This window comes from Microcoleus anatoxicus, from assembly GCF_042465725.1.
Classification (GTDB): domain Bacteria; phylum Cyanobacteriota; class Cyanobacteriia; order Cyanobacteriales; family Microcoleaceae; genus Microcoleus; species Microcoleus anatoxicus.
Map to the genome: position 1 here is coordinate 6,300,006 of NZ_CP120853.1, position 26,394 is coordinate 6,326,399.

The 26,394-nt window shown below is 42.4% G+C and carries 32 protein-coding genes and 1 pseudogene; 19 read left to right on the plus strand and 14 right to left on the minus strand.

All coding sequences use genetic code 11. The features are described from left to right. The first annotated feature begins 309 nt into the window (after nucleotides 1–309). The 4 genes and pseudogenes from P2A85_RS27400 to P2A85_RS27415 all read left to right on the plus strand — a co-directional run. Nucleotides 310–1,434 carry a cupin-like domain-containing protein gene (locus P2A85_RS27400; RefSeq protein ID WP_377476621.1) on the plus strand — a complete coding sequence of 375 codons (1,125 nt, stop codon included), beginning with the start codon at nucleotides 310–312 and terminating at the stop codon, nucleotides 1,432–1,434. 344 nt (nucleotides 1,435–1,778) lie between these two features. Continuing rightward, nucleotides 1,779–2,657, plus strand: a complete 879-nt coding sequence (locus tag P2A85_RS27405; protein ID WP_377476623.1) for a 3'(2'),5'-bisphosphate nucleotidase CysQ — start codon at nucleotides 1,779–1,781, stop codon at nucleotides 2,655–2,657. Between the two features lie 308 nt (nucleotides 2,658–2,965). Beyond that, a complete protein-coding gene (locus tag P2A85_RS27410; RefSeq protein ID WP_377476624.1) occupies nucleotides 2,966–3,544 on the plus strand; it encodes a DUF4347 domain-containing protein in 579 nt (192 codons plus the stop codon). Next, nucleotides 3,459–3,881 (plus strand): annotated as a pseudogene (locus tag P2A85_RS27415) (helix-hairpin-helix domain-containing protein); the annotation flags it as partial. The gene P2A85_RS27410 and the pseudogene P2A85_RS27415, both read left to right, overlap by 86 nt. Before the next feature lie 178 nt (nucleotides 3,882–4,059). On the opposite strand, the gene P2A85_RS27420 reads toward P2A85_RS27415, so the two are convergent. The 5 genes from P2A85_RS27420 to xseA form a co-directional block, all read right to left on the minus strand. Then, complete coding sequence (locus P2A85_RS27420) at nucleotides 4,060–5,529, minus strand: hypothetical protein (RefSeq protein WP_340518656.1); 1,470 nt, start codon at nucleotides 5,527–5,529, stop codon at nucleotides 4,060–4,062. Then, nucleotides 5,510–6,811, minus strand: coding sequence for a DEAD/DEAH box helicase (locus P2A85_RS27425; RefSeq protein ID WP_377481761.1), 1,302 nt, complete (start codon nucleotides 6,809–6,811; stop codon nucleotides 5,510–5,512). Before P2A85_RS27425 ends, P2A85_RS27420 begins: the two co-directional genes overlap by 20 nt. 9 nt (nucleotides 6,812–6,820) lie before the next feature. Then, a complete protein-coding gene (locus tag P2A85_RS27430) occupies nucleotides 6,821–7,855 on the minus strand; it encodes a hypothetical protein (protein ID WP_377476625.1) in 1,035 nt (344 codons plus the stop codon). A 209-nt stretch (nucleotides 7,856–8,064) separates the two neighbouring features. Continuing rightward, entirely contained in the window at nucleotides 8,065–8,292 is a 228-nt protein-coding gene (xseB, locus tag P2A85_RS27435) for an exodeoxyribonuclease VII small subunit (protein ID WP_377476626.1), read from the minus strand. Next, entirely contained in the window at nucleotides 8,289–9,458 is a 1,170-nt protein-coding gene (gene xseA, locus P2A85_RS27440; protein ID WP_377476627.1) for an exodeoxyribonuclease VII large subunit, read from the minus strand. The genes xseB and xseA overlap by 4 nt, the downstream gene beginning before the upstream one ends. Before the next feature lie 78 nt (nucleotides 9,459–9,536). Here xseA and P2A85_RS27445 point away from each other — a divergent pair, with 78 nt between their 5' ends. Then, nucleotides 9,537–10,271: a hypothetical protein gene (locus P2A85_RS27445; protein ID WP_377476628.1), complete on the plus strand. Its 735-nt coding sequence runs from the start codon at nucleotides 9,537–9,539 to the stop codon at nucleotides 10,269–10,271. Between the two features lie 273 nt (nucleotides 10,272–10,544). Here P2A85_RS27445 and gmk read toward each other — a convergent pair whose 3' ends face one another. The 7 genes from gmk to P2A85_RS27480 all read right to left on the minus strand — a co-directional run bounded on the left by gmk (nucleotide 10,545) and on the right by P2A85_RS27480 (nucleotide 18,605). Continuing rightward, a complete protein-coding gene (gmk, locus tag P2A85_RS27450; RefSeq protein WP_377476629.1) occupies nucleotides 10,545–11,102 on the minus strand; it encodes a guanylate kinase in 558 nt (185 codons plus the stop codon). Nucleotides 11,103–11,181: 79 nt separating this feature from the next. Continuing rightward, nucleotides 11,182–11,448: an extracellular matrix/biofilm regulator RemA gene (gene remA / locus P2A85_RS27455; protein WP_340518650.1), complete on the minus strand. Its 267-nt coding sequence runs from the start codon at nucleotides 11,446–11,448 to the stop codon at nucleotides 11,182–11,184. A 566-nt stretch (nucleotides 11,449–12,014) separates the two neighbouring features. Next, nucleotides 12,015–14,117, minus strand: coding sequence for a M3 family metallopeptidase (locus P2A85_RS27460; protein ID WP_377476632.1), 2,103 nt, complete (start codon nucleotides 14,115–14,117; stop codon nucleotides 12,015–12,017). 173 nt (nucleotides 14,118–14,290) lie between these two features. Next, a complete protein-coding gene (locus P2A85_RS27465) occupies nucleotides 14,291–15,109 on the minus strand; it encodes a hypothetical protein (protein ID WP_377476634.1) in 819 nt (272 codons plus the stop codon). An 816-nt stretch (nucleotides 15,110–15,925) separates the two neighbouring features. Further along, complete coding sequence (locus P2A85_RS27470; RefSeq protein ID WP_340518646.1) at nucleotides 15,926–16,369, minus strand: hypothetical protein; 444 nt, start codon at nucleotides 16,367–16,369, stop codon at nucleotides 15,926–15,928. After that, nucleotides 16,350–16,826: a Panacea domain-containing protein gene (locus P2A85_RS27475; RefSeq protein WP_377476636.1), complete on the minus strand. Its 477-nt coding sequence runs from the start codon at nucleotides 16,824–16,826 to the stop codon at nucleotides 16,350–16,352. The genes P2A85_RS27470 and P2A85_RS27475 overlap by 20 nt, the downstream gene beginning before the upstream one ends. Before the next feature lie 390 nt (nucleotides 16,827–17,216). After that, complete coding sequence (locus P2A85_RS27480) at nucleotides 17,217–18,605, minus strand: NB-ARC domain-containing protein (protein ID WP_377476637.1); 1,389 nt, start codon at nucleotides 18,603–18,605, stop codon at nucleotides 17,217–17,219. Nucleotides 18,606–18,813: 208 nt separating this feature from the next. On the opposite strand from P2A85_RS27480, the gene P2A85_RS27485 reads away from it, so the two are divergent. The 8 genes from P2A85_RS27485 (at nucleotide 18,814) to P2A85_RS27520 (ending at nucleotide 23,329) form a co-directional block, all read left to right on the plus strand. Next, nucleotides 18,814–18,990 carry a hypothetical protein gene (locus P2A85_RS27485; RefSeq protein ID WP_341736381.1) on the plus strand — a complete coding sequence of 59 codons (177 nt, stop codon included), beginning with the start codon at nucleotides 18,814–18,816 and terminating at the stop codon, nucleotides 18,988–18,990. Nucleotides 18,991–19,079: 89 nt separating this feature from the next. Then, nucleotides 19,080–20,252 carry a radical SAM protein gene (locus P2A85_RS27490; protein WP_377476638.1) on the plus strand — a complete coding sequence of 391 codons (1,173 nt, stop codon included), beginning with the start codon at nucleotides 19,080–19,082 and terminating at the stop codon, nucleotides 20,250–20,252. 12 nt (nucleotides 20,253–20,264) lie between these two features. Next, nucleotides 20,265–21,515 carry an HEXXH motif-containing putative peptide modification protein gene (locus P2A85_RS27495; protein WP_377476639.1) on the plus strand — a complete coding sequence of 417 codons (1,251 nt, stop codon included), beginning with the start codon at nucleotides 20,265–20,267 and terminating at the stop codon, nucleotides 21,513–21,515. 47 nt (nucleotides 21,516–21,562) lie between these two features. Then, entirely contained in the window at nucleotides 21,563–21,973 is a 411-nt protein-coding gene (locus P2A85_RS27500) for a hypothetical protein (RefSeq protein ID WP_377476640.1), read from the plus strand. Nucleotides 21,974–22,142: 169 nt separating this feature from the next. Then, nucleotides 22,143–22,439, plus strand: a complete 297-nt coding sequence (locus P2A85_RS27505) for a flavoredoxin (protein ID WP_371118760.1) — start codon at nucleotides 22,143–22,145, stop codon at nucleotides 22,437–22,439. Nucleotides 22,440–22,452: 13 nt separating this feature from the next. Then, nucleotides 22,453–22,713: a hypothetical protein gene (locus P2A85_RS27510; protein ID WP_377476641.1), complete on the plus strand. Its 261-nt coding sequence runs from the start codon at nucleotides 22,453–22,455 to the stop codon at nucleotides 22,711–22,713. Nucleotides 22,714–22,814: 101 nt separating this feature from the next. After that, nucleotides 22,815–23,081, plus strand: coding sequence for a prevent-host-death family protein (locus P2A85_RS27515; protein WP_096829899.1), 267 nt, complete (start codon nucleotides 22,815–22,817; stop codon nucleotides 23,079–23,081). After that, a complete protein-coding gene (locus P2A85_RS27520; protein ID WP_377476642.1) occupies nucleotides 23,078–23,329 on the plus strand; it encodes a type II toxin-antitoxin system RelE/ParE family toxin in 252 nt (83 codons plus the stop codon). The genes P2A85_RS27515 and P2A85_RS27520 overlap by 4 nt, the downstream gene beginning before the upstream one ends. A gap of 174 nt (nucleotides 23,330–23,503) precedes the next feature. Here P2A85_RS27520 and P2A85_RS27525 read toward each other — a convergent pair whose 3' ends face one another. Continuing rightward, nucleotides 23,504–23,905 carry a type II toxin-antitoxin system VapC family toxin gene (locus P2A85_RS27525; protein ID WP_341736392.1) on the minus strand — a complete coding sequence of 134 codons (402 nt, stop codon included), beginning with the start codon at nucleotides 23,903–23,905 and terminating at the stop codon, nucleotides 23,504–23,506. Next, a complete protein-coding gene (locus P2A85_RS27530) occupies nucleotides 23,902–24,147 on the minus strand; it encodes a type II toxin-antitoxin system Phd/YefM family antitoxin (RefSeq protein ID WP_340518638.1) in 246 nt (81 codons plus the stop codon). The genes P2A85_RS27525 and P2A85_RS27530 overlap by 4 nt, the downstream gene beginning before the upstream one ends. Before the next feature lie 39 nt (nucleotides 24,148–24,186). On the opposite strand from P2A85_RS27530, the gene P2A85_RS27535 reads away from it, so the two are divergent. The 6 genes from P2A85_RS27535 to P2A85_RS27560 all read left to right on the plus strand — a co-directional run bounded on the left by P2A85_RS27535 (nucleotide 24,187) and on the right by P2A85_RS27560 (nucleotide 26,378). Beyond that, on the plus strand, nucleotides 24,187–24,636 hold the full coding sequence (locus tag P2A85_RS27535; RefSeq protein WP_377476643.1) for a DUF2281 domain-containing protein: 450 nt from the start codon (nucleotides 24,187–24,189) through the stop codon (nucleotides 24,634–24,636). 1 nt (nucleotide 24,637) lies between these two features. Further along, nucleotides 24,638–24,916 (plus strand): type II toxin-antitoxin system VapC family toxin, encoded by a 279-nt coding sequence (locus P2A85_RS27540; protein WP_377476644.1) that lies wholly within the window; start codon nucleotides 24,638–24,640, stop codon nucleotides 24,914–24,916. Nucleotides 24,917–25,218: 302 nt separating this feature from the next. Further along, nucleotides 25,219–25,515 carry a flavoredoxin gene (locus P2A85_RS27545; protein ID WP_371118760.1) on the plus strand — a complete coding sequence of 99 codons (297 nt, stop codon included), beginning with the start codon at nucleotides 25,219–25,221 and terminating at the stop codon, nucleotides 25,513–25,515. A 13-nt stretch (nucleotides 25,516–25,528) separates the two neighbouring features. Beyond that, nucleotides 25,529–25,789 (plus strand): hypothetical protein, encoded by a 261-nt coding sequence (locus tag P2A85_RS27550; protein WP_377476641.1) that lies wholly within the window; start codon nucleotides 25,529–25,531, stop codon nucleotides 25,787–25,789. An 87-nt stretch (nucleotides 25,790–25,876) separates the two neighbouring features. Then, nucleotides 25,877–26,098, plus strand: a complete 222-nt coding sequence (locus P2A85_RS27555; RefSeq protein ID WP_096829906.1) for a DUF2281 domain-containing protein — start codon at nucleotides 25,877–25,879, stop codon at nucleotides 26,096–26,098. Nucleotide 26,099: 1 nt separating this feature from the next. Beyond that, nucleotides 26,100–26,378 carry a type II toxin-antitoxin system VapC family toxin gene (locus P2A85_RS27560; RefSeq protein ID WP_377476644.1) on the plus strand — a complete coding sequence of 93 codons (279 nt, stop codon included), beginning with the start codon at nucleotides 26,100–26,102 and terminating at the stop codon, nucleotides 26,376–26,378. Nucleotides 26,379–26,394 lie beyond the last annotated feature (16 nt).

Genomic DNA, 26,394 nt, shown 5'->3' on the forward strand with positions numbered 1-26,394 from the left:
CGACAAAAATTCTAAACTTCATCCCAATCTTCCTTCGCGCCCTTTGCGCCTTCGCGGTTCGCTAAAATAGCTATACTTAGTCCCAAAACAACATACCAAAATCATGAAAAAATTCTAAACTTCATCCCAATCTTCCTTCACGCCCTTTGCGCCTTCGCGGTTCGCTAAAATAGCTATACTTAGTCCCAAAACAACATACCCGAATCATGCAAAAATTGTAAACTTCATCCCAATCTTCCTTCACGCCCTTTGCGCCTTCGCGGTTCGCTAAAATTGCTATACTTAGTCCCAAAACAACATACCAAAATCATGCCTGATACCCAACCCCTAACCATCACACTTCCCCCTTTGCGGATTACCATGACTGACCAACAGCAGGTTAATCTAGAATGGCTGACGCAAAACCTGCAAAATCTACTTACTCCAAGCAAAAAAGAAGTCCCCGACAACATGAGACAGTGGGTAGCAGCCAACAAATTATTAAATAAACCCGATGTCGAAATCATTCAAGCCCTAGTAAGTACCGGTATAGATGCAGAAACAGCCACAGCAGAAGTCCGGGAAATATCCTCTCACCCCTACTTCCAAGCAGGTAATCAATACGTGCAGTTATTGCAGAAATTAGAATCCCAACTTAGCATTAACAATCAATTAGCATCCCTGTCTGCAAAATACGGGACAATCGAACGTAAAAGCAGCCTTTCGCGAGAATATTTCCTAGAAAATTACTACGCCAAAAATACGCCAGTAATTATTACCAATATCATGCACAATTGGAAAGCGTTGCAGTTGTGGACACCGGAGTATTTGCAGCAAAAATACGGCGATGCAGAGGTGCAAATTCAAGTTAACCGGAACTCAGACCCGGATTACGAAATTAAGATCGAAAATCACAAAAAAACTGTATTATTCCGCGAATACGTGGATATGGTGGTCAATGGTGGCCCCACCAATGACTGCTACATGGTGGCTAACAACCAAACTCTGGAAAGAGCGGAATTCAAACCTCTATTTAATGACATCGAAATTTTCCCAGAATACTTAAATACTGCGGAAACAAGCGGTAGAGTTTTCTTTTGGTTCGGTCCAAAAGGTACGATTACGCCCCTACACCATGACCCAGTTAATTTAATTTTAGCGCAAGTTTCGGGTCGGAAATTAATTAAATTAATTTGTCCCCAACAAACACCTCTGCTTTACAATCATGTGGGCGTTTTTAGTAAGGTGGATGGCGAAAATCCCGATTATGAAAAGTATCCTCTTTACAGAGAGGCGAAAATCATTGAAGTAATTTTAGAACCGGGAGAAGCTATCTTTATTCCTGTGGGTTGGTGGCATCATGTAAAATCCTTGGATGTGAGTATTTCAGTCTCTTTTACTAATTTTGTATTTCCCAATTATTATGAGTGGAAATATCCTCATATTAATTGGTAATTTTCTGGGGCGGGCACGGAGCACCGCCCCTACATGAGGCGTTTTCTCTCGTTTCTCTCGTTACTAGGAAGAGTCTGGTAACGCATATCTAGAGGCTCTGCCTCGGATTATACTAACAGGAAGAAGGAGGCAGAGCCTCCGGGCAGGCATTCCCAGGCAGAGCCTGGGAACGAGTATGATTAAGCTAATATCTCTCGTTACTAGGAAGAGCCTGGTAACGCATATCTAGAGGCTCTGCCTCGGATTATACTAACAGGAAGAAGGAGGCAGAGCCTCCGGGTAGGCATTCCCAGGCAGAGCCTGGGAACGAGTATGATTAAGCTAATATTAGGGGAAGTTTGAGGATGAAAAATCTCGAAGAAATCAGCGAAATTGTGCGATCGATCGCCTGGGGTGCATCAGATATCCTACAATCCTATTATCGCCAGGATTCCCAGACTCCAAACCTCGACATCCAAGAACAAAAAGATGGGCCAGTCACCGCCGCCGATGTCGCTGTCAATGCTTACATTCTCGCTGAATTAAAATCAGCTTTAGGGAATGCAGAATTTGGGTATCTTAGCGAAGAAACTTACAAAGCTTATTTAGAAATTAACGGCCAAATTCCCTTACCTCAAAGTTGGGTTTGGATTATTGACCCTTTGGATGGAACGCGGGATTTTATTGATAGGACAGGGGAATTTGCAGTTCATATTGCTTTAGCATACCACGGAAGACCAGTATTAGCAGTTGTTGCTTGGCCGGAACAACAAAAGATTTTTTACGCCATCAAAGATGCTGGTGCTTTTGTGGAAAGTCGAGATGGTTCTAGGGTAAAGTTGCTGGTTTCTGAGCGCAATATAGTGGCGGATTTATCTATAGTAACCAGTCGCAGTCACCGGGACGATCGCTTTAATAAATTATTGCATAAACTGCCTTGTCAAAATCAACTAGCTGTCGGTAGCATTGGCTGTAAAGTTGCGACAATTGTGGAACAAAGGGCTGATGTTTATATTGCGCTGTCGGGAAAGTCTGCGCCTAAAGATTGGGATTTGGCGGCGCCGGAATTGATTTTGACGGAAGCGGGCGGCCGATTTACTCGTTTTGACGGTTCTGCTTTGCAATATAACCGGGGAGATGTGAGTCAGTGGGGGGGATTGTTGGCTAGTAACGGTTGCTGTCACGCTGCTTTGTGTGGGGAAGCTGAGGCGATTTTAGCAGGGATAGATATGGATTTTAAATAATTTGGTGGGAAGTTGCACAGAAGTAGCAAAGAAACACAGCAAAGAAACCGGGTTTTTGGCCCCCGTGCGTAAGTCCGGGATTCTTTGATGTATGTCAAAAATATACCTAACAGTCATCCTCGGCAATATTACTTAATAATTTTCCCCTTTTTCATCAGAACTTTATTTAAACAGGTATTTTTCAGCAAAACTTTATAGAGATTCTCGGAAAATACTGTTAGAGTTGCTACAAGTTTCAAAAATAGTTTCGGATGCAAGTCACGAAACCGGGTAATTCTTGTCTTTTTTTACCCCCAGTCAGGTGTATTATGCCAAATTTAAATACGAAAGTTTCCGTAAGTGCGATCGCCTTTATCGACACAAGAGTACCAAATTATCAAAGTTTGGTGGCTGGGGTAACACCCGGTACGGAAGTAGTAGTGTTAGATGGGCAGAAAGATGCGATCGACCAAATTACTGAAATTTTAGCTTGTCGTACTAATATTGACAGCATTCATATAATTTCTCACGGTGCTCCCGGTAGTTTGCAAGTGGGTAATGGTAGCTTGAATGCAGATAATTTGTCAGCTTATTCGGAACAATTGCAGCAGTGGCGGAGTGCTTTTACGGACGGTGCGGACATTCTGATTTACGGTTGCAATGTGGCATCTGGGCCTCGCGTTTGTCCGCAAGTCCGCCGGGGATTTAAATCCCCGTCTCATAGCGAAAGTCGGTTGAAACCGACTGGGAATAATTCATTTATTCAGTCATCTTTAGATGACTTGTGCTATGAGACGGGGGTTTCAACCCCCGGCAGTACCGGGGAACAAGCGACAAGACCCTTTAGCCGAACTTGTGAAAATCGACCCCAAATCCATCGGAGTCGGACAATATCAGCACGATGTTGACCAAAAACTGCTCAAAAAGAAACTAGATGAAACAGTCGAAAGTTGCGTCAACTATGTCGGAGTAGATTTAAATACAGCATCCAAAGAACTGCTGACATTTGTGTCAGGAATGACCCCAACGGTTGCCAAAAATATTGTCAATTACAGCAACGAAAACGGCGCGTTTAAAAATCGTCGCCAACTCCTGAAAGTGCCAAAACTCGGCCCCAAAGCTTTTGAACAAGCAGCCGGATTTCTCCGCATTCGCAACGGCGAAAACTTGTTGGATAATACAGCAGTTCATCCAGAGAGTTATGCTGTAGTTCAGGCGATCGCCAAAGACTTAAATTTACCACTGACTATGGAAAATTTTTCATTGGTTGCTGATTTTACAGATCGGATAAGCTGTTCGGCATTTAAAAGGCGATTGTAGGGTGCTTAGCCTAAATAAGCGTTTCCCATGTAAGCTAAGCGTGTTCTAGCTGACGCATCCTACCTGGATCGTTAGTGGTTTAAATGCGTAACAGCTTATTACGCTAATCTTCTACCAGCCTGGGATCGGGAATACCAAATAGTCGTTCAGCTTTATCTATAGGATCTTCATATTCTGGCTCATATCCATAGTAATCCAATATACTTGTAGGGTTAAACTCTGAAACTTGATCGAAGTCAAAGTAATATTGCTTTTGGGGTTTAGTGGCAAATCTTTTTAAAGCATTCCACGGCATTTCCTTGGATGTTTCTGAGTTCCATACCTCTACAAAGGCAGCTGTGGAATATTCCTCCCCATTGTTATATTTCCTGGCATAAAATCTCGCAATTTTGTTTTTGGTAATTTCAAGTTGAATTTTTTCATCTAATTTGTTGAAGTCGCCTTTTTTAGGATCAGAGGTTCTACCTGTTCCTGGAGAACCTGAATGAGATTCATCCGAGCCATACTCTACAAGTCCGGCAAAAAAGGTTCTAATATAAGCCCAAGGGTCTTTTATCCAGTCATAGCCCAAAGCTGATCCATCATGATATTCGACAACCACATCACTTCCACCAGGTATGTGTGAAAGAGGGTTTGTTCTATATTTACGGTCAACCCACAGTACAACATGAGCAAGACGTAGTGGCAAACCTATGTAAACCCGTTCAGGTTCGATAAACCTTCTTGTGTTTCGTCCGATCAAAAGTCTTGAAATACTCGAATCCCTTACAGAGGTTATAACCTCACTAGGAATAGTAGGACTTAATAAATCACCCAAATTTTCCAGAGTTAATTGCTGTTGTTCTGTTAGTTTTGTGAGCTTATTAGAAATCTCTTGAAGTTCACTATTTCCAAGAAAAGCTTTTATTAAATAATCACCTTTGATATTTTGAAAAGCCAGCACTCCTATAATTTTATAAACTTTTTTTGATTCAATCTCATTATATCCGGTGACAAAAACATCATTATTTTTGCAAATAAAACCTTTTATGGCTTCAAGGCTCAAGCGCGACTCGTTAGTAAGTTGATTTTGGTCGTTAATTAAATCATCTATTATGTTTAGAGAAACCGGAGCATTTTTAACAGGTGTAGTTGTAAAATCAAAATCTCCAGTTAAGAAATCTTCTATTGCATAGATATTTTGCGTTGATTTAGGCTTGAGAATACACTTTTTTTCGATAAATAATTCTTGCGTCAAAGGCTTAACTATAATCCCAGATTCAGAACCAATCACCAAATTGTTATAAGTCTGAAGTGTCTTCGTAGTATCTCGCACAAACATCGGATCTATCCCCAGCATCTCAGCTATTTCAGCTTCTATCGGAGGAGGATTAAGAGTAAGAGCAGAGTGCAAGACAAATTCCTCAAATATATCTACTCTGCGGGGCTCGCTTACTGCTACCTGTACAGTTGTTTGACGCACGCTGTAGCGAAGATAGCCTCCTGCTATGAATGATAAATTGGGAGATTCCAATTTTTCTCGTAATTCTGTTAATTGAGAATCCATTTGTTGGTCAGGGAATGCTGGAGACATCTATAAAACCTCTATAACGCTCGACAACTTTTGAAACTTCTTTGTAAATGGGAATGCTGGTAAAAAGGTCGTGACATCCCACAATTACCAGTAATTCTTTTGCCCTAGAAAAGGCTACATTAACTCGCTCTGGTGTTTTAGCAAATCCAACTATTCCTCGGTGGTTATTGCGAACCATACTAACGATGACAACAGATTTTTCCATGCCTTGAAATCGATCGACTGTGCCAGTGCGAATGTCAAGGTTAGGAAAACGATTAGTACGAGAGATGCGCTCATCAATGAGTCGCAACTGAGCGCCATAGAAAGTGATGATGCCTATCTCTTTTTTGGGTTCGCCGTTGGCCACTTTGGCAGCCCAGGCTTTGTTCATCTGTTCACACAATTTTTCTATACAAGCAACTTCTTTATTATTTTGATAAGAAGTTCCTATTTGGTTCTCTTGATATCTTCTATCCGAAGGTATTTTAACCCAGATTATATGCCGATCTTCCCGAATAAGTTTACCTCCTACATTATGTGATCGTTGGTTGTCAGGATCTGTAAGTCCGCAGCTTAAACCCCCATCACCCTCGTTATAAAACTGGTTGATGGCTTCCATAATTTGAGGGTGCATACGGTACTGGATATTCAACTTTTGGGTTATCCCTTTTTGCACACTCGTCGCTGCTTCAAATTGCTGCTTAAACCAAGAAGTTTCTAAAAATTGGACTTTCTCTCTAGGAACTGAAAGTTCTTCAGCTAGTTCATCTAAATTTTCTTCATCAAGAATAGGTGGTAACTGGCGATAGTCACCAATCATCACAACTTTTTTGCCTTTCAGTGCCGGAATCAGCAATGCTGGAGGAGTGCTTTTACTCACTTCATCAATAATCACAACATCAAATTTGCTAAATTTTTGAGAAAAACTCCCTTTGGCCGCTTTCATACAGGTAATACCAACAACATTAACATTCTCTAAATATTTTTTGCTGATTGCTTCGAGGTCTGTGTCTGACGGATTGCGTAACCTGTCAATCCACTTTTGCATGGTAGACTCGTATCGGTTAAGGTAAGCCTCTGCCTCAGCAAGCTCTTTTTGCCATGAATCAAAATAAAGTGAAACATTTTTCAAGAGTTTAGGATTGAATATATCTATAGAAGAAATATCACGTTTTAGGCGTTCAGGAATTCTTTGCCATACGGATTGCCACCAATTCCTTTCGGCTTCTAAATAATTTGATTTTTTTTGTAACTGTGTTGTTACTTCGTTAAGACTATTTTCAGTTTTTCTAACTTGAATTAGTAAATTTTATACTTCTTGTTTAAGAGGTTCAAATTCCCTGTAAATTAATTGATTAATCTTGTTAAGGATTGCTAAAGGTTCCAATAATAAACATAGGTTCAAAAGTTCCTCAATTTTGCTTTGCCAAGAGCGAGCTTCTTTTTCTAAAGTTAGAGATTGATTAGTAATATTCTGAGGCTGATTAATATATTGTTGAGCTATGATATGCCATGTTTTTGGGATTTCTAATAATTCAGTCAGGTTATGCAATTGTTGGTAAGCTGTATCAACGGCCACTTTAATATGTTTTTCTTGAATAGCTGCGTATTTTTTTGTAATTAAATTTTGTTTTTGGCTGGGAGCTATAAAGCCTCTATTCCCACTTATTATATTTTGAAGAAAATCAATTATTCTATTGATATATCCTCTAAGCCCTCGATAATTTTCGCTAACCAGTCTATCTAGTTTACTAACAATATCAGATAATAATTCCCAGTCGCGCTGTCTTTCAATTAAACTCATTGCTGCCACTGAATTACTAACACAAGTAATTGCTGTCTGAATTTTTTCAGACATAACATTGCGAAACCAGAATGCCAACCCCCAGAACTGGTAGGGGGGAACAGTAAGATCGAGTTCAGCAGATAGTTGCTTACAGCGCTCAACATTTACCTTTAACTGCTGTATATCATCCTTTTTAGTAATGTAAGGTTCTAAACGCTCTAGTAATTCTTTAATCTTGGGATCTTCCCAATTTGCTGAAGAAGGTTTTGCAATCAGATCACTTAACTCAACGGTAAGAGTTTCTAATGGTTGTAAGTTATGAGCAGCTTGCTGATAAAAATTTCTTTTTTCTTTGTAGATCAACTCTAAAGCAGCTTGGCTATTTAGTAGTTCCTGCTGTTCAAATGGAAAAGTTTCTTCCATTTGGATATAGGCGGTAAATCGCTCTCGCGATGTTAGCAATTCTCCTATACTTTTGACAATTTGGCGCGGTTCAGATAAGCGGTTTTCACAGTCAGCAGCAGTATTTTCCAACCACGTTAAGGGTTTTAGTATCAATTGCTACATTTTGCACCAAATATCCGAGAGAGCCGATTGGACAATTTGAGGCATCAAAAATATCTTTTGGAATAAGGTTAGCATAGTGTTATTGCTTCACTTGCGATCGCTTTTACTACCGCGCACACACACTGCTGCGTGATATAAAGCGATCGCATATCTCAATGCTAGAGCCTGTGCTTTCGGCAGTCCGATTTCCTTTATCATATTTAAAAGTCTGGTTGATCGTCTAAAAGCTCGATCGACAAATTCATCTGTTCCTTTCCCCGCGCCAAAAAACTTTCGCACTCCTGTAAATATTCGACAGCTACGGAGAATTGCTCGAAAACCTGTTCTAGGGCTAATTCTCCCGATTCTACCTGCTGAATTATTGCTTCTATGCGATCGACTGTTTCTTCATAATTCCAGTCTGACTGGCGCAAGGGCGAATTAATCATAACTTTTCTGTCGCATCCAATATTTCTACAATCTTAACTTTCACAACGCCCCGACTCAATTTCAGCGTCAATTCCTCTCCCAACACTAAACCCTCGGTGCTACGGACGATCGTACCATCACTTTGGATCGCCGCTGCGTAACCCCTTTCCAAAACCGCTGCGGGATTTAAGGCGGATAACTTTTGTTGCAGCACTTCCAATTTACCACTGGCTTGCTGCAAAGTTCGGGAGGTTACAGGTAAACGCTTTAATCGATTTTGCAGTTGTTGTAAATGCTTTTCTTCTTTTTGGAATCTGGATCTGACAACCTGTGCTAAATTGACGACTCGCTGTCGATGTTGGAAGTAAATATCTGCTAAATTAGGTACGGCTTGTTCCGCCGCCGCCGTCGGAGTGTGAGCTCGTCTATCGGCCACTAAATCAGCGAGAGATTCGTCTCTTTCGTGACCGATGCCAGTTATAATTGGAATGGCACAATTACCGATCGCCCTTACCACTCGCTCATCATTAAAACAGGCCAAATCTTCCGCAGCACCCCCACCCCGCCCTAAAACGATCGCATCAGCCCTACCATCCAATTCTACGCGGGCGATCGCCCTAACAATCTCAGCAGGAGCCGATTCTCCCTGCACCGCTGTTGGCGATAACAACACCTGCAAACGCGGATATCTTTGAGTTAGGGTGCGCTGAATGTCCCCCCAAGCTGCACTGGTATCGGATGTCACCACCGCGACAATTTTCGGGTGTGTGGGGATTGGGCGTTTTCTCGCTGGTGAGAATAAACCCTCAGCATCCAAGCGCGATCGTAATTGTTCCAATCGCAAGGCTTGTAAGCCTTCCCCGGCGATTACACATTCGGAAACAGTCAACTGGTACTCGCCACGAACTTTGTAAACTCGGAGGCTTCCCAATACCAGCAATTTCGCTCCTTTTGTGGGTTTCTCTAGTAATTTTGGCCGCTGAGATTTCCAGACTACGCAGCGAATAGCAGCGCTTTTGTCGGCATCGCAGAGGGTGAAATAGGTGCCGCTGGGGTGTTCGGAAACGCTGGCGACCTCCCCTGTCACCCACAGGGATTGCAAGCGGCGATCGCCCTCTAACAAGTCTTGGAGGTAAGATGTTAGTCGAGCAACAGATAAAGCTTTGTCGGAAATAGTTGAAGTCATCGACGGTCGTAACTAAAGGCAAATCTAGGCTAATATATCTAAGGTGATTTATTCAACTTGTTTGGAAATAATCTATTAATGATATCACTTTCTATGACTTCCATGAATATGTTGCGCCAAGAGGCGGAGGCGATCGGTATTACTGAGGAACAAGCCAAAAAATATGGCAACATTCGACACAGAAGAACTTGGTCTCTGGCGATCGAACATCACCTCTCCATACAAGCAGAAGCCGATCGCATTCAACCATCTTTCACCACTGGCGATCCCAATTCCTCCTTTCCCTCGACAGACTCTAGACAGACGGAGAATCGCCAAGAGTTAAAGGATTACGGCATTCAACTAACTGCAAATATAGGGGAATCGGGACATAGAATAGCACAGCAAACAGCACCAATGATTGCGGCCAAACAGCCAGCAGAATATTCGGTACCGCACAGCAAATCCATCTACCGCCTCAAGCAAGCTCGCAGTTTTGACCAAGTAGTTCAAAATCACATTAAAGCCTTAAAAATCGCATCAAATACTCGCACAAATTCGCCACATTTATCGAGCTGCAATTGGGTTTGTCCTGAGTGTGGCCCCCAAGCCGGAATTAGCTGTCACCTTTGTGAAGGTACCGGAAATATCACTGACATTGCAGCCATTGGATGGACTCTAGCTTATATGGAAATGTTGGGCTGTTCCGCCCGCGAAATAGAACCAATCAGGAGATTATTCCCGGAATCAAATACACTGGAATTGAATTTAAAAATTTGTGTAGCCATCAAACAAAGTACCGAAGTTTTAGCCCGCACTGAAAAATGGTTATAGGAGAAGGAAGAAGGAAGAAGGAAGAAGGAAGAGGGCCCTTCGACTCCGCTCAGGAACCGCTTCAGGAAGAGGGAAGAAGGAAGAGAGCCATTCGACCCTTCGACTAGGCTCACGCGCACCGCGAAGCTGACTGAACCGAGTCATATCAATTCCGGTTGTATCGGAATGATTAAACCACAGAGAACACAGAGGACACAGAGAAAGAGATCAGAGAAATAATAATTCCGATGTCAACGGATTTGATATCAGTCCGAGGTCCGAGGGAAGAAACAGTCAACATTCAACAGTCAAAACAGATTCCAGCCCTTTTAAAGCAACTTCCAAATCATCATTAATAACTTGAAAATCAAATTCTCCCGCAGCTTCAATTTCTGCTTTAGCCCGTAACAACCGACGGGTAATCGCACTTTCAGAATCTAAACCCCGACTGCGCAGACGGCGTTCCAATTCTTCCCAAGAAGGAGGTAAAATAAAAATTCGCAGCGCCTCTGGAAACTTATCTCTAATTTGTCTAGCACCTTCAAGCTCAATTTCTAGCAATACCAACTTACCCGCTTCGATACCCCGCTGGAGAGCAAAATAGGGAGTACCGTAAAAATTACCCGCAAACTCAGCCCATTCAACCAATTCTCCAGCCTCAACCATTTCTTCAAAGCGACTGCGACTGACAAAATAGTAGTGTTGTCCGTCAATTTCTCCTTGACGGGGCCCACGAGTTGTCACCGATACAGAGAGATGCAATTCGGGATGGCGCATGAGGAGCGATCGAACTAAGGTGCCTTTCCCCGCACCGCTAGGCCCTGTCAGAACAATTAATTTCCCTGATTTCATGTTGACAATAGAAACTTTTAACAATTTAAGTTGTCGCTCAGTCTAGACTGTAGGCGCTCAAATTGCAACCGTCACAAGCTCAATCATCCCGACTTTGGCCCTCTTTGCTCACCACAAAGCGATTAGCCACGGTTTCCGGCTGAATCGCCGAGAGAATCACATGGCTTGAATCCGTAATAATAACCGCTCTCGTGCGGCGTCCGTAGGTAGCATCCACCAGTTGTCCTCGCTCCCGCGCATCGGTAATAATCCGTTTAATTGGCGCTGACTCTGGGCTGACAATCGCAATCACTCGATTAGCAGACACAATATTACCAAAACCGATATTAATTAATTGAATATCCATGAAAAGCTGAATGTATAGGTGAACGATCGACTGTTATTCCTAATTTCTCATCATATATACAAATATTGTTTTTTTACCACTTTCAAACTCAGGTCAAATACTTTTTTAGTTTTAGACTCCCGGATTGATTCGATCGCAAACTGATTGACCGGAAACAACCCAAATCCCCATCAGTCGCAGTTCCGGCTGTTTATGAAAACTTTAAGAAATAGCAGCTATTTTGCCCGATATCTGAAAAATTTTGTAAAGTTTTCGATTTATAGTTGCCAATAAAAGCATTATCTGTATCCAAACAAAATCCACTCTACATGAAAAACTATCAACCACTATTTTTAAGTAAAATTACATACTTAATTCCACAAATACTCAATGGATAATAGCCGTAATAATACTGATACGACAAAACCCGGTTTCTGACAGAAACCGGGTTATTTGTCCCCTATGGGTATGTCCTGATACCATTTTCATAAAGTCCTACTACAAATGTAGTTCTTAGCCCCCCCTTAATAAGGGGGGGTTGGGGGGGTAGATATGTAGCGCTACTTTATGAAATTGGTATGAGTGGATTAAGCCGCCACTAAACCGCTATGTCTTAACAAAGCTTGAGTGCTCGGTTCCCGTCCCCGGAAACTTTTAAACACTTCCATCGGGTGCAAACTGCCACCCAATCCTAATACTGTATCGCGGAAGCGTTTGCCTGTAGAGGCGATCGCCATTTCATCCTCCAAACCCGCTTCCTCAAAGGCCGCAAAAGCATCAGCACTAAGCACTTCCGCCCATTTATAACTGTAATAACCGGCCGCATAGCCACCCGCAAAAATGTGTCCGAAAGCGCACAAAAATGCGTCCTCTTCCAGAGGAGGTAAAACAGTAGTAGTTTTAGCAATGCGGTTGCGGACATCAATCACAGTTTCGCTACCTCCCGGCTGGTAGCGGTGGTGCAATTCGATATCAACACTGCTAAAATGTACTTGTCTGAGCATGGCACTACCACTCATGTAATGCCGCGCTGCTAACAGCTTTTGGTAATAATGTTCCGGCAAAGTTTCCCCAGTTTCATAATGCTTTGCCATGCCGAACAACGTAGCGCGATCGTAACACCAATTTTCCATAAATTGACTGGGCAACTCCACAGCATCCCACTCAACATTATTAATGCCAGATGCTCCCGCATAATCGACCTTGGTCAACATATGCTGCAAACCATGACCGAATTCATGGAACAAAGTTTCTACTTCCAAGAAAGTCATTAAACTCGGTTTACCATCCACGGGCGGACTTTGGTTGCAAACCAAATATGCCACCGGTAAGCGCGTCTTGGTAACACCCGCTTCCACAAAGGAAGCCCGGACCACGCACTCGTTCATCCAAGCACCACCACGCTTTTCTTCCGGGCGATTGTACGCATCTAAATAGAAATAGGCGATCGCATTTCCTGATTCATCATTTATTTGGAAATAACGCACATCTTTGTTCCACACAGGAGCTTGACCGTCCGCAGCAATTACTGTCACGCCGAACAGTCGTTTGACTAATCCAAATAACCCCTCCAATACCTGTGGTAAAGCAAAATAAGGACGTAATTCTTCCGCACTAAAAGCAAACAATTCTTCCCGTCGTCGTTCGGACCAAAAAGTGACATCCCAGTGCTTCAATTTCCCAGATTCCAGTCCGCCTTTTTCAGCAGCAAAAGCCTGCAATTCTTCTAAATCTTTGACCGCAGCATTGTAACTAGAGAGGCGCAATTCTTCTAATAAAGCTTCCACTGCTGCAACGTTGGGAGCCATTTTGCTCGCCAAACTCAATTCTGCATAACTACTGAAACCCAGCAAAGCAGCTTGTTCCTGGCGTAGTGCTAAAATGCGATCGGTCAAGGGCCAGTTATTCAATTCCCCACTAGAAGCGCGGCTAATAAAAGCTTTGTACAATTTTTCCCGCAAATCAGCGCGGGTGCTGTGCTGCATGAAAGGGCCGTAACTAGGAAAGTCTAAGGTAATGCACCAAGGGCCATTTTCGGCATCGGCATTTTCTGCGCCGGCGCTGCGAGCAACTTGGGCTGCTAAACTCAACAAACTGGGCGGCAAACCATCAATTTCATCTTTGTTGGTGAGGGTGAGACTAAAGGCTTTTGTAGCGTCGAGAACGTGATTGGAAAATAGAGTAGTAGCTTCTGCTAATTCTAATTGAATGGCATTAAAACGCTCTTTTTTTTCACCTTCTAAACCGACACCAGAGAGTTCAGCATCTCGCAGAGCAGCTTCTACAATTCGCTGTTGAGCTGACTCCAGGCTATCCCAACTTTCGCTGGCCCGCAGTGCTTTAAAAGCTTCGTAAAGAGGCTTACTTTGACTGAACTTGCTCCAAAATTTTACTACTTGTGGCTGTACAGTTTCGTGAGCCGATCGCAATTCCGGGCTATTTTTCACCCCCATCAAATGTCCGACAATACCCCAAGTCCAATTTAAACGCTCTCCGAGTTCCTGTAGAGGTTCTACTAGGCCACTCCAAGTGGGCTTGACAGAGACTTCTAAAGCAGTCAGTTCTGCTTCTAGTTGTGGCAGTAGGTGGGCGATCGCAGGGACAATGTGTTCTGGCGCGATCGCTTCAAAAGGAGGCAATCCTTTGCCAATTAGTAACGGATTTTCCGTAATCGTGACGGTTGCAGTCATTTAATTTTCTGGTAACAGGTTGAAAAAAAATCAGCTAGATAGATTAGCTTTTAATTGTTTAACACAAATAGCATAATCCTGTCTTCATCTCTCTGGGATATCCCTCTGCGTTCTCTGCGTCCTCTGCGGTTAAATCATTCCCATCCAACCAGAAACGACACTACTAACTTTTACTAAGTATTCTGCAACTGCTTCACCACAGAAATTAACCGCTTGAGGTGTGGTTTAACAACCTCTTGATGTTCCTGTTCCAAGTTATCGATTTGAGCCTTAAAACTAGACAAATCCCCCGATTGTTGTGCTTGAGCCTGCACCTGGCTTTGGAGATTGGCAATTACTTTCTGGATTTCTAAAAATCGAGTATTGACTCCTTCCCAGTCATCTTGGGTGATGGAAGTTTCTCCCAATAGTTGAGTCACGCTTTGCAGTTCCTCAATCGCCTGTTCAACTGCTTCGAGATTTGTCGGTGATCCCACGGATAAATCTTGGAGTTGTTCTCTCACCTGGTGGCGGACATCTAGGACAGCGGAGGCGACAATTTCCTGCAAAGAAGCTACCGACTGCCCCAAGCTCAGCAACTGCTGCTCAATATTGATGGAATCCTCAAAACTTTCGGGCCGTGGTAGTGCAGACATTTGCTGGCGGAGTGATTCTATATCTGCGGACAACTGCTTACGGACTTTGAGAATTACCGTCGCCGCAGTTTTCTCGACTTTGTTTACAGACTTTTGTACTGTGGCAATTTCCGAGTTTTGATCGAGCCGCACCTGCTGCTCAAATCGATAACGGTTGGCAACATTCAGCGACAAAGCTAAAGTTAGGGGTGCCACACCGTAAAAAGCTTGACCCGACAGGGCCACGGCTAGGGAACCGACACCAGAGGCTGCGAGGGAGGCGTATTCTGCCAACTCCAGCCAGTGTCTTTGAGGGGCTGTTTGTCTCAACTGCTTAGAGGCTGAGGGGTTTGGCTGCCGCAGAACTCTTTGGGTCATAGTATCTTCTCGTTGTTGGTAAGGTTGCGAGATTGGGTGGAGCATTGATTTTTATCCTTTTTAAAACTATATTTCTTAGATTATTTCCTGCCACTCTTAATATTTTTACCTGAGCGAGTCAGTTAAGGATGGCTGGCATATTATGATATGTCTAGTGTATTTAGCGGTTTGTGGCGATCGGTCAGAACGCGCCCCTATTTTACAGGATTTTGCGCGTAAGTCCTAGTCAACATCCATTGCCCATCCCAAATTTATGGTAATAATTGACCGATGAACTCAGAAAAACCCGGAATTGGCGATCGGCTCCAGTCTATTTTGAGTATCACAATCTTTGTGATTCTTGTATTAGGAGTAGGTTTTTTAAGCGTTAATTTTATTTTAGCTCTTTATGCAAAATTTTCTTAAACCAGACTAGATAGCGCAGAAACCAGATTTTTTGCGAGAATATTTCCTGACAGCCACAGATTTAGTAAAAACCTGCTGGTTGAGCGAAGTCGAAACCCGTTTTTTTTAGTAACCGAGGACACGGCAACGATCATTGGTGTCAACTTAAGCTGTTAGCCCGCCAAGTCCGTTAGTCATCCCACGGGTCCTAAGCGTGAATTAATTCCCTGTCTAATAGCACAAGTCCTCTGAAGAGGACTGAAGAAATCATGAGTCCTCTTTTAGAGGAATTTAGCTTTGAGGCAGGGGTTTCAACCCTTGCCGGACTTGCCGGACTATGCAATGAACCTTAAGTTGACACCAATGCGCTCTTGGAGTCTCCTGACTGTGGATAACATTAATTCTCCAAAATAATCAATATTTCTAATCATTTCAACTATAAAGATTGTGGTCTGGGTCTAGCCAGACAATATAAAAAACATTTTCACTAAAAAAGCCATGCACCCGACCGTATTCATTCGCAGAAATTTGAAACTGGTAGGGCATATTTACTAGCGCAGATTCATTGGGAATCCCAAAGCCATTAGGTTCGGTAGTCTCTTTCCAAGCTATGCCATGACAACGCAGACTTTTACTTTGATTATTGATAACCTCTTGAGCATTCAATTGTGACAAATCGCGCAGTCGTCTCAATAGAGATGCTAAGTATCTAGCATCTCTACCACCAATGGAGAACTTATCTTTATCATCCTGGTAATACCTTAAAGAAAAGCTAATTCCTTCGGGAATTTGGATATTGACAACCTCTCTCCTTGGTGAAGATGGTTGACTACGAATCTCAGTATCTTGTCTTTTTTTATGCTTCTTCGATGACACGAGTTTTGTAAAAAGTTTTCATTGATTCCTTCGTAATAATAGCATGAGAAGGTTCATATTTTGGCAAATTACCTCTAGCATTAATCCAAGGGTCTTCACGTCGCACCATCAATTCTAACTCATAGGCATCCCGAAAGAAGTAATCATCGGATAACTCGTCTAAAAACTCTTGTACTTCTTTGGAAAATTCGGGTTTTTCGACTTCTTTGAGAATTGGTTTAAAGTCAAATTGTTCTTGGTATGCGTAAAATAAAGCCGGGATAGTCGGTCCGTGTACCCACGCTTCAAAATCTTCATCAAACAGCGGTGTATCCTCAAATGCTAAATACCATGCTTGGGCGTAGTACAATAGTTTTTGTAGCTTGTGGTTGCTGAGGTAGGAGCCGACATCATTGGCGAACCAGATGTAGTAATCAGCGAGTTTAGAGGCTGTTGTGACTGTAGTTATTGTGGTCATATAACTCGACTCAATATATTTTTTATTCTATGATAGCACAGTCACCGTCATTTATGATTGGGCGGTTGAAACCGCTTCTACATAAACAAAGTCTGCCTCCGCAGACTAAGAAATAAAGGAGGTATTTAAGGCGGATTGGGTATAACTGAAATCTTACCCTCTGTCAAAAAATTGTAGGGGCGGGTTTTACGAATAATCATCGCCAGAAACAAACAATCTCGAAAACCCGCCCTCTAACTCTAACCCAACGGTAAATCGCAACCCATTTATTTAGTGCTCTGTGTTAAAAATGTGTAGGGGCGGGTTTTACGAATAATCATCGCCAGAAACAAACAATCTCGAAAACCCGCCCTCTAACTCTAACCCAAGGGTAAATCGCAACCCATTTATTTAGTGCGATCGTCGAGTTTTGATATACTGCTTCAGTACAGGTGACAAAGTGTAAAAACTTTCCTGTTTTTCGATCGAGCAGCGTCGCGATAGAGATTGCAAGGCGTTGAGCAAATCTGATGATGGTATTTGTGTGTTTTGGAGCAATTTGGCGAAGTTGACTGGCTGATTTTCTGTCGCCAACAATGACAGGACTTGTTTTTCTAGTTCGGAAGTGCGATCGAACTGCTCATCTAAAACATCTTTCAAATCTTCCGGCAACAATATGGTATCATCTATTAATAACTCTGCCGCGCCGATTCCCAACTCTTGAATCAAAGTCGCCACGCTTTTTAACCAGAAGGGATTACCTTGGTAGCGGTGAATCAGTGCTTCGCAGTTATCAATTTCTGCTAATCCTTTATCTCTGAGGATTTCCCGTGCGGCTGCGGTGTCTAAACCAGTGAGTTGTAAAGTCCGAATGGGAGTATTTTCGCTGGTGAGTTGAGGCACTTCTTTCGGCGGTTCCCAACCGATTAGCAGAAAGCAACTTTGATGGGATAATTTTTCTATCTGTTTGAATAGGGAGCGATATTCTTCGTAATCTGGTTTATACTTTCCTGCCAATTCGTCGCTACAGAAAAGGTTATGAACGTCATCTAATACTACTAAACAGCGATGATTTTGTAAATATTTAATTAGCGGTAAGGGTTTCTGGTTGGTTGGGGATGAATCAGGGTTTTCTGAGTTGGAAAACAACTGTATTAGGTTAGGTTGAAATTTATCGATGGTGGGGAATTCGTCTAGGGTGCACCAAACTGTGTATTCAAAGTCGTGTTTGATTTGTTTTACGAGTTGTACTGCTAGGGATGTTTTGCCGATGCCGCTGATTCCGGTGAGGGTGATGAGGCGGCAGTTTTGTTGTAGAATCCAGGTTGTGAGGGTTTGGAGTTCGGAAGTGCGATCGAAGAAATTACCCAACTCCGGCATTTCGCTTAAATCTTGATGTATAGTTTTGGTTTTTTTTGTGTTAGCTGTTTCCTGATTTGGTGGGTGTAAGTTTGGTATATCTGGTGAGTGTAAAGTTTCTCCACAAAAATTAACGAAGCCTATTTGCACAGAGTCCTGTCCAAAATGTTTTGAAAACAGGAATACTTGCAATCTCTCCATTGCCGAGCTAAAATTCGATTTACTAACATCTTCTCCTAACTCTTCTGAAAGTATTTCCCATAATTCTGCTCCCACTTTCCTCACACTACTTTCCGAACAATCAAAGTCTTTGGCTATGTGCTTGTATGTCTCGCGTTCTAGAGTGCCTTTGAGTACCGCTTCCTGTAAGTCGTCTAGGTGTTGACCCGTTTTCTCGAAGACTATGCGATCGGCGAGGTTTAAAGCTTCTTTTAGGTTCATCGGGGCCGGGAGATGTGAAAATTTTATGTATTATACACATTTATCCGCTTTTTAGAACAATTTTGTACAAAAATGTACAAAAATAGATAAAATAAAATGAAACAGGAAAAAACTGTAGGCAAAATTGAACATTTTTGTGGTAGACAAATCTTGAATTTCCACAAATAATAGAAAAATGCTAAATCAATCAAATGTGTGAGGCAAATAAATGACAGTTTATCTTGGTTCTAAACCTGTTGCTGAAATTGCAGTTAATGGTTTGAAAGAGGAACAGTTACAGAAAATCAATCCAAAAGTTTTAGCTGCGATTCAAGCGATTCAAGCAGAACGTATGGGTAAAGAGCCAATTGCCTGGTCTGATTTTAGTAGTCATACTACTAATTAAATTTAGATTGTTACAGAGACGGCGCTTGGCTGAGAAGTCTTTTAGCCAACAATGATTTTGGTTCTATAGTATAGCTTGAAGGAAAATTTATGTCACTTGAATTGCTTCTACCCCAAAGAACTGAGTTCTACGAAGTCCGACCTATAACAACAGTTGTAGTTAAAATCGTGAGTCGTTGCAATCTCAAGTGTTCCTATTGCTATATGTATGAACACCCAGATCAAACTTGGAGAGAGCAGCCAGTTGTGATGAGTGCTAAGACGATTCAGCTTTTAGCAGATCGTCTTAGCAGCTATATTCGTATTCGTGAATTGAAACAGATTATTGTGGTTTTTCATGGGGGTGAGCCTCTGCTACTCGGAGCTTCTAAGCTGAGAGAGTTTTTCACTATTTTGCGGAGTAGTTTTCAGGATATTGAAGCGGATATCAGGTTCGGAATTCAAACGAATGCAACGCTGGTAGACGATGACATTGTACAGGTATTTCAAGACTTCAAAGTGCGTGCGGGTGTGAGTATTGACGGGCCCCAAGAATGGAACGACCTTATGCGAGTTGATGCCAAAGGGCGTGGCAGCTTTTCGCAGATTATCGCTGGTGTAGAAAAGCTGCGTAATCCCAAGTCTGGGGGGTCTGTGTTTGGAGGTTTTCTCACCGTTGCGAATCCTGAAATAGATCCTTATGAGCTATTGACATTCTTTGAGGAACTAAACACCAGTGCTATAGATTTTCTTCTGCCAGACTTCAACTATGATACTTTTCCCTACGATAAGTATCCCCCAGGAACTTTTGGTCGATGGCTATCCGCTCTTTTCGATTATTGGTTAGCTTCAGAAACCAAGATGGAAGTTCGTATATTCAGAACTATCATGAAGCTTTTAATGGGTGGAAAGAGAGGCTATGATTCCTATGGGGCATTGAGTGATGGAGTGATTGTGGTTGAGACTGATGGCACTTATCACGGACTAGATGTTCTGAAAACTGCATATCATGGCGCTACCAAAACAGGTATGTCACTGAATTCTCATCCGATTGAAGCTTTAGAATCTTTGCCTCTGGTCACAGCACTATCTAACAAGCAGTCTTCTGCACCTCAAAAGTGCTTTGATTGTCGCTTATTTGATATCTGTGGTGGCGGATATCTTCCCCATCGTTACAGTTCCGAGCATGGTTTTAATCGGGAATCAATTTATTGTGAAGATCTAATAATTCTCATCGATCACATCAAAGATTACTTATCCACTGAACTATCGGGTATCTCATAAGGACGTTCCGTTATGATCGTGTGTGCAGAGCAAGAAACTAAGATTGGAACTGTTGACTTGGAGTTAACCTGTCAGCTAGATGATACTCAACTTTTCTACCAAAATGCGTTGATTAAATATGTCGAGGAGTCAGCTACCCGACACATAGCCATGCTGCATATTCTCAGCAATCAAGGTTATGAGCTAGCCACAGCACTTCTCCAACAAAGCGATGATGTGGATATGTTGAGCGGTTTGTTTTTGCAATATAGGGAACTTGAAGCAAAATCTCGATCGCTTTTCCAAGCTTATGTCAGCGGTGATACTGATATGATTAAGAACTTCCTAATTAATTTCTATACTCTATTTTCACCGCTGAGTGGGGGTTTGAGTTTAGGTTTAAATCCTCTCATAAACGTGAAAGTCACTGCTGGCTCTCTTCTTTGTTTTCCTACGCTAGCTAGAGCGGCGGCTGTTATGCGAGATAGCAATCTTGGAGAAATTACACAACAAGCAATTGATTTGCTAATTGATGATAAATCCGATCGCATAACTTGGTTGCCAGACAGCTTTACACGATCGGGAATTCGTATTTCCACAGCAATAACTCAACCAGCAGCAGCGGGAAATGAGTTTAATTTCATTGAAAAAGATTATGTTCATGATATTTCGGCTGTAAGCACCAGGCATGATGAAATCCGCCTCTGCTTGGATATGCTTGGATTCCTAGATATCGGACTTGGTGTCAGCATGAGTCGCGTGATGAAGGTGTACACTGTCTTACCTCGTTACTCTCCAACTACACGGAAAGCTGGTTCTGTATCACAGTTGCCTGGTTGGGCTTGGCAAGATTTCGATCCAGAAGCCGATCGAATGGAAGAAAGATGCCACTTGTGCGTACAAATGGTGCATGAGTTTTTTCATACCAAAGTTAATCTAATAGAAAAAAATGTGCGTCTTTACACAACAGACGGAAATTCACCAGAGGTTTTCTCTCCTTGGAAAAACAGAGATCGTCCCCTCAGACAGGTGATTCATGCTTTGATGACCTTTTCTGCCGGGGCGGCAGTATGGGCTAAACTTGTATCTTCTCCTTGGTTTTCATCTGAAAAGTTGTACTCGGAAGCTGAGAGTTACTGGGTTGAAACACTTGGTTTTGCCGATTTAGCTTATCAAGGTTTAATAAAGTCTGAAGCATTAACTGATGCGGGCAAGCTTTTAGTTAGTGCTTGTGTTGATAATTTGCGATTGACTATTAAATCAGATCGCAGCCATTTGTCTTAGTTTCTAGTAACTGAATGAGTTAGGTAATTTAGAACACCACAAAGAATATGGAAGAAAATTTTCTGCTATTGAATGAGTTAGCAAAAAGACTATCCTATAAACCAGGCTATAGCTTTTTAATCCGTCGAATCGATAACGAAAAAGCTTTGATTTCGCTTAGATGTCCATCGTTACCTAATTCTCAAGAGGAAGGTGAGGAGGTTGGGTTAACAATCAATAACACAGTAAAGCTGTCAGCGATCGTAACACCATCAGATGCCTTACACGCTTTCGCAAAAGTCGTGGCAAGTCTAGAGCTTCATGAATCGGCAGAATGGTTCAAAATCGACGATCGGCAAGTATTTCTGCCACATGGTTGGGAAGATGAATTTGGCGGCTTTAAGTGGGAGGATTTTATGAATCTTAATGGTAAGTTCCTTACTGCTCTAAAAAACTTTATGGAGCAGCCTATTGTATGAAGTAGAGATGATTGCATGGATCGCGATCGCCCATTACGCATCAAAACCGATCGCCTAAAATGAAAGATCGATCGCACTATGGGCAAAAATTTCTGGTAATATATAGCGCGTACTTGAATCAAACAATCTACATTTGTGGAAAAACTTCCAAACGAGGCCTTAGTAGTTCGTGGCGGTCGTAATCGCAAGCGAAGATATTAAACGCAGCACCGGAACTCACCCCAGCGGCATCACGGGTATTTCTGTAGAATGTGCAGTAGAATTATCTGTAGCAGAGTTAGCAATGACCATCCCTCATGGACAAGTTGGTGTGACGACAGTTGGTGAAGTTCGAGCGTCCGATGGAGATGTCATCCGTACTTCAGGGAGAAGCCCAAATCATGCAACATTAACAGGCTTAACGCCAGAACAAACAAGTCTGCTGCTGACACCAACGATTGCTAACCCATCACAACAATCATCCTGACTGGAGCAAAAATATGAATTATCCCAGAATCTTTGCAGACTTTCATAATGCAGATGAACAAGGTCGCCTTCGCCTAAATTGTGTTGGTACAATTGAAGATTTGAGTCGCCAAAATATTAAGTTGCAAGATGGTCAATTACTAGCATTTTATGACGAAGAGTTAGAAGTCGATGGCGTGGTGCAATATTCAGAAGAGGAAAATCTTTGGGTTGCAGCAATTGATTGGAAACAAATTAAGCAGGTAGAAGATATGCTTGTTCAAGCAACAGTCTAGTGCGATCGCCCTTCACACCAAATACCAAACACTGCGATCGTTGTACGGAGTGCGATCGACACTCGTTATAATCAAAGTATCAATCCTCCTGAGATGCCGTGATGACTATCAAAGAACTCCTCATCCAAGAAATCGATAGCACCCCTGACGAACTGCTTGCGGATCTTCTCAGCTTGGTGCGATCGCTCAAATCGCCTCCACACCCCCAAGTCAATACCTACGAACAACTCCTAGAGCGCATCGACTACCTCGAAGCCATCATCGGCATCCGCAAAGGACTTGAAAGCTTCGATCGAGGTGAAGGAATCCCAGTCGATCGAGCTATGACAGCACTACAGCAGCAGTTCAACATTCCTCAGAGTCTATGAGTTATCAAGTCCTAATCCAACCACCCGCCTTTGCTGAAATTGAAACCGCCTATCGTTGGATGTGCGATTATTTGAGCGCTGATGCTGCAAATCATTGGTACTACGACCTCCAAGATGCGATCGCATCCTTGCAACAGTTTCCTTACCGTTGCTCAGTTGCACCCGAAGCAGCCATAATTGGTCGGGAAATTCGACAACTGTGGGTTGGTAAAGGAAGAACCCATCGGATTCTGTTTGTGGTGGAGTAGGATACCGTCGCGATATTACACATTCGTCACCGCCACCCGTGCTCCTTTAGGTACTGAACCACCAGAGTAATCGCATCAAATAGTCAATAAAGAGCGATCGCCCTTCACACCAAATACCAAACACTGCGATGATTGTACGGAGTGCGATCGACAGAATAAATGAGAAGTAAAATCTTACGAATTTGCTGCCCAAAGAATAGTAATATCGCTGTATTGCTTGAACATTGAATCAGCACTCACAAGCGTCATCTCCTCGATCTGAGCCTGGGCAATTAGCATTCGATCAAAGGGATCTCGATGATGTAATGGTAACGCAGCCGCTCGCAGGGCATGAGGTGCTGTAATTTCCAACGATCGCACATCTAACTGTATCATACGGCTAGAAATGTAGGTATCTATCGGTTCTGGCAGTGGCAACTTTCCGATCGCAACTTTGATACCCATTTCCCAGATACTAGCAACAGAAAACCACAATTCGTTCGTTTCATCGGCAATCTGTGCGATCGCCTCCTCATTCAATCGCTCTGGTTGGGCAAACCACCACAAAAAGCACTGCGTATCCAGCAATAGTTTCACTTTTCATCCCCCTCGAATGCGGTCAAAATATCTTTTGGCAAAGGATCGTTAAAGTCCTCTGGCAAAACAAATCTCCCTCGATCTTGCCCTAAACTAGCTCGTCGATTAGATGAAGTACGAAACGGCACCAACTTCGCGATTGGGATGTCTCCGTTTGCAATAATGATTTCTTCTCCCAATTCTACACGCAACAGTAGTAGTGAGAGATTTGTTTTAGCTTGATGGATATTTACAGTTTCCATGCTCTTAAAAAATTAAGTCTATAAGTTAAGTTTAGTTCGATGGTGAGAGTTCTGCAAGATCGAGTTTATGAATGCTCTACAAATACCACCCGGCGCATACTCTCACCAAAATTAATAGCGATCGCCTTAGTTCGATCGCCCTTCACACCAAATACAAAACACTGCGATGATTGTACGGAGTGCGATCGCCCCTGGCACCAAATACCTTCTGACCGCAATTACAGTATAATGAGGGAACATGATCAGCGTAAAAATTGCACAAAAATCATGACTATCGATCTAGAGATTTTTCAAACAGTCGTCAAGATGCCAGAATCTCTCAAACAAGAGATCTTGCATTATGCAAAATATTTACTTGAGAAACACGCAAAAACTGAATCATCTCCAGAACAACTTGAACAACCTCATGGTTATGGTAGTTGGGCCGGTCAAATCGTTATGTCTGATGATTTCGATGAACCGCTGGAAGATTTAAAGGAATATATGTAACATGGAATGCCTTTTAGATACTCATGCCTTTCTGTGGTACTTGCTTGGCGATTCAAATCTAGGTAGTAAAGCAAAAGAAGCGATCGATACTAAAACAGGTTTGTATTTCAGTATTGCCAGCCTGTGGGAAATTTCAATTAAAATTAATGTTGGCAAGCTTCAACTGAATCGATCGTTTGAAGACCTTCCGAAAGAATTACAATACATTAACGCTCAAATTCTACCAATTACATTTGAAGACACTGAGATTTACACAAGTCTTCCCCTGCACCACCCTTGATCCTTTCGATCGCATTTTGGTAGCACAGACGATGAATCATTCGCTGGTTTTGATTAGTCGTGATGAGGCTTTTGATGCTTATCCAATTCAGCGGGTGTGGTGATGAAGAAGGCAAAAATGTTAGATTAGCGATCGCCCTTGGCACCAAATACCAAACACTGCGATCGTTCTACCAAGAGCGATCGCTTGAGTAAAAAAGATCGATCGCACTATGGGCAAAAATTTCTGGTAATATATAGCGCGTACTTGAATCAAACAATCTACATTTGTGGAAAAACTTCCAAACGAGGCCTTAGTAGTTCGTGGCGGTCGTAATCGCAAGCGAAGATATTAAACGCAGCACCGGAACTCACCCCAGCGGCATCACGGGTATTTCTGTAGAATGTGCAGTAGAATTATCTGTAGCAGAGTTAGCAATGACCATCCCTCATGGACAAGTTGGTGTGACGACAGTTGGTGAAGTTCGAGCGTCCGATGGAGATGTCATCCGTACTTCAGGGAGAAGCCCAAATCATGCAACATTAACAGGCTTAACGCCAGAACAAACAAGTCTGCTGCTGACACCAACGATTGCTAACCCATCACAACAATCATCCTGACTGGAGCAAAAATATGAATTATCCCAGAATCTTTGCAGACTTTCATAATGCAGATGAACAAGGTCGCCTTCGCCTAAATTGCGTTGGTACAATTGAAGATTTGAGTCGCCAAAATATTAAGTTGCAAGATGGTCAATTGCTAGCATTTTATGACGAAGAGTTAGAAGTCGATGGCGTGGTGCAATATTCAGAAGAGGAAAATCTTTGGGTTGCAGCAATTGATTGGAAACAAATTAAGCAGGTAGAAGATATGCTTGTTCAAGCAACAGTCTAGTGCGATCGCCCTTCACACCAAATACCTTCTGACTGCAATTACAGTATAATGAGGGAACATGATCAGCGTAAAAATTGCACAAAAATCATGACTATCGATCTAGAGATTTTTCAAACAGTCGTCAAGATGCCAGAATCTCTCAAACAAGAGATATTGCATTATGCAAAATATTTACTTGAAAAACACGCAAAAACTGAATCATCTCCCGAACAACTTGAACAACCTCATGGTTATGGTAGCTGGGCCGGTCAAATCGTTATGTCTGATGATTTCGATGAACCGCTGGAAGATTTAAAGGAATATATGTAACATGGAATGCCTTTTAGATACTCATGCCTTTCTGTGGTACTTGCTTGGCGATTCAAATCTAGGTAGTAAAGCAAAAGAAGCGATCGATACTAAAACAGGTTTGTATTTCAGTATTGCCAGCCTGTGGGAAATTTCAATTAAAATTAATGTTGGCAAGCTTCAACTGAATCGATCGTTTGAAGACCTTCCGAAAGAATTACAATACATTAACGCTCAAATTCTACCAATTACATTTGAAGACACTGAGATTTACACAAGTCTTCCCCTGCACCACCCTTGATCCTTTCGATCGCATT